This window comes from Schnuerera sp. (genome assembly GCF_035459645.1).
Lineage (GTDB): Bacteria > Bacillota > Clostridia > Tissierellales > Tepidimicrobiaceae > Schnuerera.
The window spans coordinates 1-9,688 of the sequence record NZ_DATHXO010000200.1 but is presented as its reverse complement, the minus strand read 5'-3'; the positions used below and the strand labels follow the sequence as shown (position 1 = coordinate 9,688).

The window sequence follows — 9,688 nt, the reverse complement described above, 5'->3', positions numbered from 1 at the left end:
AACATGGTATTTTCCACTTCTTTCAGGAGATTTTTTAATAATACTATTTAATGCACTAATTATTGCTTGAATAGTTTTAATACCAATATCATTAACCATTTCTCCAACTGAATCTACAATATCATCGAGGTTTCCTTCGCCTTCAAGAACTCTTATTATATTTTCTTCAATTTCACCCTTAACTTTTCCTGCTATTAATTGTATAATATTATTCATAGAGAATATCCTCCTTTTTTGTGATTTCAACGATTACATTATATCAAATTGAGGATTATTCTCTATATTTTTTTGTTTATTTGTCCAACAATTATTTTACACTAAGCGAAAAATATTTTTTGGTAGTACCACTACCTTTTTTTGTAAAGTGTAAATTGATAATATTTTACTTAGAATATAGTTTTAGAAATAAATAGAAGGTATACAATTAATGGGACAGGGAGAACCGTCCCTGATGTCCCAAATTTTAAATCTTTTAGATTGAATAAGGTAATAATTTAATGATATGATATAATAAACTCAATTTTTATCTATTAAAGTGGTGAGATTATGTATAAAAATATAATTAAATTTACAAACAATTACATAAAAACCAAGAATAGAAAACGATTTACCCTTGAAGAATTGGAAAATTATCTTATTCATGTATATAAAGGCAAAAGTGGATATGAAAAAAATGGTGGATATGAAGGATTATATAATGGACTTACTAAGGCAGTAGAAAAAAAGATAATAAAGGAGATAAATAGTTCAAACTATAATGGGATGAATCCTCCTCTTAAGAATAGATGGGAGATAATAACTGAAGAAAGAGTTGGAGAATGGGATAGAAATGAAATGTTGAAAATGTCGGATTTACTTGATTTTGGATATTATGAAAGGCATGTGGAGTATCAGAATAAAAGGGAATGGGAGTATATAAAAAATATTTATAATTTTTTAAAAACAAGGGAAAATCGAGAATGGGCTAGTGTAGAGGAAAGATCCTTGGAGCTTTTTTACGATGAGAAGTTTTTATATTCCAGAAGAAAAGAAAAGATCGATAATAAAATACTTACAAGGTTGAATATTAAATATGAAGATTTAAAGATGAAAAAATACGGAGAAATGTTCATATACTGGAAAAGGGGCATAAAAAACATAAAAAAGGTGATAATCCTTGAAAACCATTCCACTTTCTTTTCTTATAAAAGAGCTTGTGAAAATGGAATAGATATTTTTGGAGTATTACCTGATTTACTTATTTTTGGTCAAGGTAAAAAGATAATAAAAAGCTTTTCCTTTATTGAAGAATTGGCTTCTCCTTTGGAATTAGAAATACTATATTTTGGAGATATTGATCCTGAAGGATTTATGATATATAGAAGTTTTAAAGAAAGATATGCTGAGTTAAATATAAAACTACATTTGGAAGCATATATACATCTTTTAAATATTGGGAAAAATCATCTATGTGTTGGACAAAATAAAAATGTTCTAGATTTAAATTGTATATTAGATGAATTAGCCAGCAATTCTGTTGATAATTATGGAGAAATATTGAAAGAACTGTGGACAAGTGATCTAAGGATTCCACAGGAGTATATAAATTATGAATATATACTGAAAGGTGATAAATTTGGGAGTAATTGAAAGTGGATTCTTTGATAGGATGAAAAAAATTGAACCAATAAGGATGTTAGGGACAGGTATGGATGTAGGAGAACTCAATGAATTTTCCCATGAAATATCTTTTCTTATTCTATTGAATATATTTAGAAGAGAATTAACAGAAAACCCTAATAGAACTAGAACTGATATGATCCATATTGCAGAAGAGATAGTAATGGATATGGGTATAGAAACATCTAAGGAGAATATCGAAAGGGTTGTAGATGGTACTTTATGGTATCGGGAACCTAGCAGACAAGAAAATTTCAGCACCACTATTTACAACGAAGAAACGGAAAATAGGGAAGAATATATATTTAGGTATCTGGTAGCGGATAGGGAGCATAGCCATTGGGAAGAAGGGGGCTCCACTGTATATATGCTTACTGAAGAGTCCCAAGAGATGATTTTTATTACTAGAGAGATATTAGAGGAATTTGGTTTCGATGTTGAACAATTCTACACTCTTCAATTAATAAAAACAGGGAATTTTACTAAGGCGAAGGGTAGTGTGGATAATCTAATTGCTAGAGTTAGAACATTGATTAAAAGGGAGAAGGATTATAAACAGGATATGATAAGGGATCCTCAAGTTATCTTTTTTGATAGACGAAGAAATGCTAGAAAGACAGAAGAAGAAATAAAAAAACAATTTGAAGATGAACAAAGTGTATTTGAAGACATGTTTTCATGGAAAAGCAGATATGAATCTTTGCCTGATGATAAAAGATATGAAGCAGAGATGATGTTTCAAAATTTAGAGAAGGCTAGAGTTCTTCATGATAATTTAGCTAAGATAGTTATGGAAAATATAGCTTATGAAATGGAAGTAAGGGTTAAATATCCAGAGAGTTTTTGGAAAACTTCAAATATTAGTTTTAAAAAAGATATATGGCAAAATACAATAGTTAAAAATGGACTTAGAAATTTTGAACAGTTGGAACTGGTATTAGCACCTTTATTTTCTCCACAAGTAGAATTTATTTATCCACTAAATTGGGCTTGGGAGGAGCAAATGGTTAAGACTTATACACAGGAGATAATAGAATATGATGAGGAAGAAGAAGAGGAAGATTGGTTTACTGAAGAAACGGATTGGGAACTTATAGCTCGGTTATGGATTGGCATATTTGACTCTTTTTTAGAAAAAAGTTATTTTTCAATTGGAGAATTAAATAATATAAGTACTGATGAAAAAGAGAAATGGCTTAGCCAAAGAGAAAATATTGAACTATTTATGATGTTTGCTATATCCGAAGTAATTTTAGTTGAAGATTTTGAAGGAATAGATGAAAGATTAAAGCTTTTCAGCCTTTTATGTGAAAAGGATGAAAAATATAGAGTTCTTCATAAGAAGAAAATAAAAAGCAAAATTGAGATTGATAAAGAACCCCTTTTATGGGAGGAAATGCATATTTCTCCTTATACTATATATCTGGAGGAGGCTTAATATGAGTTATTCTAATGAAAATATCCAAAAAGCTTCTAAAGTTTTTTTCTATCTTTTAAAAAATAAAGTAGTTTCAATCAATGATTCATTGGGGAATGAATATATTGAGAATTTGGAAGTAAGAGAGATTGTGAAGACTATGGCAGATGAAGGAGGGCTTATAGTTTTCCATGTAGGTGGCAATATCCATTTAGTTAGTAATTCCTATGATTCAATGTTTGCTACTTCCTATACTCATATGAAAAGCAGATATAAGGGACTTAAAAAGAAAAAGTATTTTTATTTGGCAAATATAATCATATGTATATTTTTATCGGAAATGGATAAGGAAAAGTTTGTACGCCTTAGAGCAGAAGAAGAGGGTATATCCTATTACAAATTAGAAGAAATTATTACCAAGACTATTGAATCTTGGGAAAAAAGAAGAAAGGAAGAAGAAAACTTTTCTAAGGATTGGGCTTTAGCCATTGAGGATATCTATAAATTGTGGATGATAGAGTTTTCTTATTCAAAGCCTTCAACTAGTGAAGAACTTCCCTTTAGCACTTCGTCAGAAACAAGGTTAGGGTTTATTCATGAAGCTTTAAGACCTCTAAAGGATGAGGGACTCATTATAGATATGATTAAAGAATCAAGGATAATGCCTAAAGATGAATTGTATGAAAGATTGGATTATCTATATCATGGACAGGAGAGGTATGAAGAGTTAATGGGTCTTATAGAAGATACGAAGGAGGAATTTTTAGATGCCTAGAATTTCCAAGATTAGGTTAGTTGGATGTAAATACGATGGTTTCAAAAAAGAACATGAAAATTCAATTTATAATCTTACAAGGGATGAAGAACCAGACCATACCCTTTTCACATTGAAAAACGGTGGTGGAAAAGGGGTAATGATGCAGCTTTTATTTCAAATAATGATGCCAGAAACTAGGTGGGGAAAGAACAATGGTAACAAAGTTATCTCCATGTTTTATGATCAAAAAGGTAGATTGCATCCCTATACTCTCCATATATTATTAGAATGGAAATTGGATACATTACCAGAAAAATGGCTTATTACAGGTATATGTATGAAAGCATATAAAAGAAGTACCTCGAAGAATGAAGAAGATGAAGAAAAGGTAGGCTTAAATTATTTTTTATATACTTATGAACATGAGAATAATAATTTTTATACTTTGGAAAATATTCCTGTTTATGATAAAGATAAAAGAGAATCGGTAGATTATGAAACCTTTGAGAAATTTATAGGGGATAATGGAAGGGATTTTGTAAGATATTCTCAATCTAGTGTGAAAAGGCTTGATTCAAATTTCTATGAATATATGAAAAGGTGGGGTATTTATAAACCTGAATGGGAAATTTTAAAAGTTATAAATAAAGTAGAAGGTGGAGTTGGAGATTATTTTGAAAAAGCTACGGATAATAAAGCTGTATTCGATAATTTAATCCTTCCCGCTATATCGGAAAATATGAAGAATTATGATAGTGATAGTGACAGTTTAAAGGAAATGTTCAAAAGCAATCTTTATATAACACGTAATTTGCCAATTTTATTGAAAAGAGAAGGAGATTTTAGAGATTTAATAACAGCGGTGAATCCTTTAATAGAGAATGCAGATATAGGTTCAAGGATTTTGGATATGAAGGAAAGATGTATTGCTGATGGGAATGATTTATACTTTATTATTAAAGATGAAGAAAAAAATGCAGAAAAGAATATAGAAAAATGGGAAAATGAAATCAAAAAAGGCAAGGAAAAAGAAGAAGAATTATCATTTCAAAGAGCAAATTTAGAATATGCTGAAGTAAATAAAGATATAAAAGAAATTGAAGAAAAGAATGTAGAATTAAAAAACAAGATAAGCGAAAAAGAAAACAATATTGAAGATTTAAAAAAGGAAAAGAATTTGTATGAGATAAATAAAATATTAGTAGATATGAATAAATATGATAATTCTTTAAAAGAAAAGCGTGATGAAAAAGCAAGGCTAATAGAAGCTTTGGAACTAGATGATGCGAGAAAGAGAGTAGAGGAATTAGATAGTAGAATAAAAGAAAAATGGGAATTGTTGAAATTGAAATGGGAAGATATGTCTGCTAATTATTTTGGGTATAGAAACTTTTTAACTAGGGAATTAGAAAATAAAGGTATAAATAAAGATAAGGTATTGCAAGTGGAAAAAGATCTTGAAGATAAAATAATTAGATTTTTAATTGAAAAAGAAAATCTAAATAAAGAATTTGAAAACTTGTCTCAAATATTCGATCCTTTCAGTATGAGTTTTCCAGAAAAACTATTAGAAGATATGAAAAAAGAATTTGAAAAAAAGGAAGAAAAAATAGAAGAACTTACATCTGATATAGATACTAAAGTAGAAAATATTAATAATTTAAAATTAGAAAAAAACAGATTGGAAATAGAAATTAAAAATAAAAAAGATAAACTTAAAGAACTGAAAATATCATTAGATAAAGTAGAAAATATAGAAATGGATTTGAAGCGAAGAATATGCTGGGAATTAGGGATTGATAGTACTAGAGAAGAAATAAGTCCAAATTGGATTGATGAGAAATTATACAAGACGGAAGAGTTATTAGAAGAGAAGGAAATTAGGTTAGAAGAATTGAGAAAAAATCTTTGGGAAAACAATATTGATAAATCTTTAAATCGGGATAGAAATTATTGGATACCTAATAAAGATTTATTGACTCTAAAGGGAAAAATACAGGATATGGGGATAAATGTTCAAACAGGGATGGAGTTTTTAAGTAATTTAGAATATGAAGAGGTAGAGAATATATTAGTTAAAAATCCTTCTTTTGTTTATGGATTGGTTATAGGAAATGAAGAGGATTGGAAGGTAATAGAAAAAAGCATATCTAAAGATTTTTTACTTCATAGTTTAATCCCAATATATTTAAGAAAAAATATGAATAAAGATTACGATAAGAAATTCCAATCAGTTTATAATAAAGGTTATGATTTTATTCAAAATCAACAGTATATGAATTGGATTGATGAAATAGACAAGGAATATAACCATATAAATGAAGCAATTGCCAGTGTGAAAAGTGGAGTGAATAATTTAAATAAATTACTCAATGATATTGAAAACTGGAAGAGTAATATAAATTCCTTTGATATTTTAAAGGATATTAATAAATATGAAAACGCTTATGAAGAATTGGAAAAGGAAATAGCAAAGGTAAATGCTACTATATATGAAGAAGAAAGTGAACTTGCTATAATGAAAAATACATTGAAGTCTTCGAAAGCTGAAAGGGAAAAAACAAAGGATAATATAGGCAAATTAGAAAAATATGTAGAGAGAAAATTGCTTCTTGATGAAGAAGAAACAATATATGTGGAAAATACAAAAAGGTTAGATGAAATTAGGACTAAACTTAAAGCATTAGATACGGAGATTGATAGAATTGGTAAGAGAATGGATTCTAATGAATTAGAATTTAAAAAATGGAATATGGAAATAGAAAAGAAGTTAGAAGAAATAAAAGAGGTAGTTCCAGATGCTAGAGTAAATTTAATTCATTCTAATGAACTAGAAATTTCTACTATGCCAAATTATATAATTACTGAAGATAATATATTTATTGATTTAAATGAAAGAAAAGCCTTGGTCAGTGACTTTGAAAGGAAGGATTCTCAAATTAGTCTTATTCAAAAGGATATAGATAATTTTCAAGAAAAAATAGAAAATTGTAGAAATGCTTTAGACAGAATAGACGTACTTTGGGAGAGTTATGATTACTTAAATCTCCCTATGAATGAAATAATTATTATCATAGAAGAAATAGAAAAGAAATTAAGAACTTTTAAAGATGAGTTGAATAATTTGAAATCAGATAGAGATAAATTATTGGGAAGTTTAGAAGAAAAGAAAAAATCAGTGGTGAAAATTAATACTAAGATTAGAAATAGGTTTAATAGAGCACCTGAACTATGGCAGGATTTAGATCTTTTAAAAAAGAATATTGATATTGAAAATGAATATAAGGATAATAAAAGATTTTTAAAGGAAGCGGAAAATATACTTGATGAAACTAAGACTTATAAATATGGTTTAAACGAATATATCATTACTTTAAAAGCCAATAAGGAATTGGATTTTCATAAGGGAAAGATGAATAAAATATTAAGGGAAAGGATTGTTAAGAATCCAAAGGATGAAGTGGATGAATGGTTAAGAAGATATAATAAAATTGAAGACAATTTAAATAGAGAGATATCTAATGGAGAAGAATATTTAAAAGTATTTGAGGATAATGTTGAAACTAAGGTACATGATGAATTGTTAAAGGACAGAATACTCAATGAAATTCAAAAGGTGAAAGTGGATAGATTCAGAAGGAATTTGGAATCCTTTAGCAGTATGAAAAACCATTTTCAAATAGAGTTAAATACTTTATCTAGTGATAAGGAAAAGGCAGAACAAGCAAGGAATCAATGGTCTATTAGAGCTTCCAAAAGGGTGATAAAGATTGTCGAGTCCCTTAAAGAAATGGTTGCAGGTATGGTATATGTAAATGAAAATAACTATTCTTTTCCTCTTGTTAAATTAAAAGGTGAAGAAAGGCTACCTAGAGATGAGGAAGATGTATTATTTTTACTGAGAGAATATTTTGTGGAAGCTATAGAGAAGGCTATTGAAGAAAATGATAATATTGAGGATATTGATGATAGGAAATTGAAAGAATTAATGAGCGATAAAACTATATTTTCTAAAGCTCTTCAGGGAAGATATCCTATTCTTATGGTTTATAAGATGACGGAGAAAAATGAATTTAAATTTGCTAAACCACGGGACTATTATTATACAACTTGGGAAGCTATCAACAAAGGGGAAGGGGATATGCCTGAAGGAAGTGGAGGACAGACTCTTTCAATAAATACTTTTGTTATAATGATGCTTATGAATTATAGAAAAAGACATGTGGGAAACGAAAGACCTTGGACAGTTCTCATTCTTGATAATCCTTTTGGGAAAGCTTCTGCTAAACATATACTAGACCCTGTATTTGAAATTGCTAATAAGCTAAATTTCCAAATAATAGCATTTGCTGCCCCTGAAATTATAAAGGTGGAAATTAGCGAAAGATTTCCAGTGTTTTGGGAGTTAAGAATTGGAGAAGGGGATAGGGATAGTTTGGTTACTGGAAAGGTAATGCATGGGGGAAGGAGAAGAATGGTATGATATTTGGATGTTTAACTTCAATTATAGCTCTTATATTTGCCTTTGTAATGACCATAGTTATTTTAGCTATTACAGGGGTAGCCATAACTTTTGGACTACTTGCAAGACTATTAATTCCTTTTATACTTATTGCTATAGGTATTAAAGTTATTAGTAATAACAGAAGATAGGTTGAGTATTTTTATGTTATAATACATGAATGATCAAACTATAGAAAAGGAGAGTAAAAATGGCAAAACGTAAAGAGATAAAGGAATTATACTATATAAGGGCTATAGCTGCCATGGGGATATTGATTATTCACGCTACTGGCGGGTTTGCAGTTAGTTCAGAATTTGGTTCTAAGGCCATGTATTTGGGTATATTTTTAAATCAATTCTTTAGATTTGGAAGTCCTATTTTTATGATGGTTTCAGGGCTGGTATTATTTTATAATTATAGATCTATGGATGAATTTAATAGTCCCAGGTTCTACAAGAAAAAAGTAAAATTCATATTAATACCCTATATCCTTTGGTCGATTATTTATTTTTTATATGATTCTTATGTATATGAACTATCTATAAATAGAGAAAGTCTATTAACCCTAGGCAGGGATATATTATTAGGAGAAAGCTTTGCTCATTTATACTTTATATTCTTGATATTTCAATTTTATATAATATTACCATTATTAATGAAATACCTAACGAAACCAATGGAAGAGAAACCCTTTAGAGTATTTGCCTTTTTCTTTATATTCCAAGGTGTAATCCTTCTATATGGGTATTATTTCAAAAACCCTAATGCAACAGGAATAATAAAGACTTTCAACCAATACTATTGGAAAACTTTGTTTAGCTGGTCTTTTTATTTTATAACTGGTGGGCTAATGGGTATGCATTATGAAAGGTTAGTAAACTTTGTGGAAAGGAATATGAAAAAGATATTTTTAGCATATATAGCCACAACCATATTATATATTGGACAAGTATACTATAATATTTGGATTCATAGCGGTAGGGATTATTATGGGAGATTTGGCTCTATTAGACCTCAAACCATGATATATGCCTTAGCTACTATGCCTATACTCATTTGGCTGACACGGAAGATGGTGGGAAGGTATAATAATTTGAAAAACTTCGGTACCTATTCCTTTGGAATATATTTTTCCCACCCACTAATATTGGAGGAGATAAAAAGACATCTAATAGGGAGTTTCCCTAGCCACATAGGATATAGTAGACTATCTTCTTTAGTATTAATAGGTGGATTGGGTTTAGGTCTCACTTTTATACTAGTGTTATTAATTGGAACTTTAGAAAAGAGATGGTTGCTTATAGGTAGAGTACCTAAATATGTTTTAAGTAGAAGGTTGAGAAGGATGGAA

General features: G+C 29.1%; 7 protein-coding genes. 6 read left to right on the top strand and 1 reads right to left on the bottom strand.

Going from position 1 to position 9,688, the window contains the following annotated elements; all coding sequences use genetic code 11:
- A partial coding sequence (locus VK998_RS04800) for a hypothetical protein (protein WP_325224479.1) occupies window positions 1-216 on the bottom strand: 216 nt, incomplete at its 3' end.
- Between the two features lie 330 nt (window positions 217-546).
- Between VK998_RS04800 and VK998_RS04795 the strand changes: the two genes are divergently transcribed.
- The 6 genes from VK998_RS04795 to VK998_RS04770 all read left to right on the top strand — a co-directional run.
- On the top strand, window positions 547-1,629 hold the full coding sequence (locus VK998_RS04795) for a Wadjet anti-phage system protein JetD domain-containing protein (protein WP_325226103.1): 1,083 nt from the start codon (window positions 547-549) through the stop codon (window positions 1,627-1,629).
- Entirely contained in the window at window positions 1,616-3,097 is a 1,482-nt protein-coding gene (locus VK998_RS04790) for a hypothetical protein (protein WP_325226102.1), read from the top strand. The genes VK998_RS04795 and VK998_RS04790 overlap by 14 nt, the downstream gene beginning before the upstream one ends.
- A 1-nt stretch (window position 3,098) precedes the next feature.
- On the top strand, window positions 3,099-3,851 hold the full coding sequence (locus tag VK998_RS04785) for a DUF6063 family protein (RefSeq protein ID WP_325226099.1): 753 nt from the start codon (window positions 3,099-3,101) through the stop codon (window positions 3,849-3,851).
- Complete coding sequence (locus tag VK998_RS04780; protein WP_325226096.1) at window positions 3,844-8,316, top strand: coiled-coil domain-containing protein; 4,473 nt, start codon at window positions 3,844-3,846, stop codon at window positions 8,314-8,316. The genes VK998_RS04785 and VK998_RS04780 overlap by 8 nt, the downstream gene beginning before the upstream one ends.
- Window positions 8,313-8,486, top strand: a complete 174-nt coding sequence (locus VK998_RS04775; protein WP_325226093.1) for a hypothetical protein — start codon at window positions 8,313-8,315, stop codon at window positions 8,484-8,486. The genes VK998_RS04780 and VK998_RS04775 overlap by 4 nt, the downstream gene beginning before the upstream one ends.
- 59 nt (window positions 8,487-8,545) lie before the next feature.
- On the top strand, window positions 8,546-9,688 hold a 1,143-nt coding region (locus VK998_RS04770), incomplete at its 3' end, for an acyltransferase (RefSeq protein WP_325226090.1).

Excerpts from the sequence above, each read along its gene's own strand:
- VK998_RS04795 (WP_325226103.1), top strand. The coding sequence starts at position 547 with ATGTATAAAAATATAATTAAATTTACAAACAATTACATAAAAACCAAG.
- VK998_RS04785 (WP_325226099.1), top strand. The coding sequence starts at position 3,099 with ATGAGTTATTCTAATGAAAATATCCAAAAAGCTTCTAAAGTTTTTTTC.
- VK998_RS04780 (WP_325226096.1), top strand. The coding sequence starts at position 3,844 with ATGCCTAGAATTTCCAAGATTAGGTTAGTTGGATGTAAATACGATGGT.
- VK998_RS04775 (WP_325226093.1), top strand. The coding sequence starts at position 8,313 with ATGATATTTGGATGTTTAACTTCAATTATAGCTCTTATATTTGCCTTT.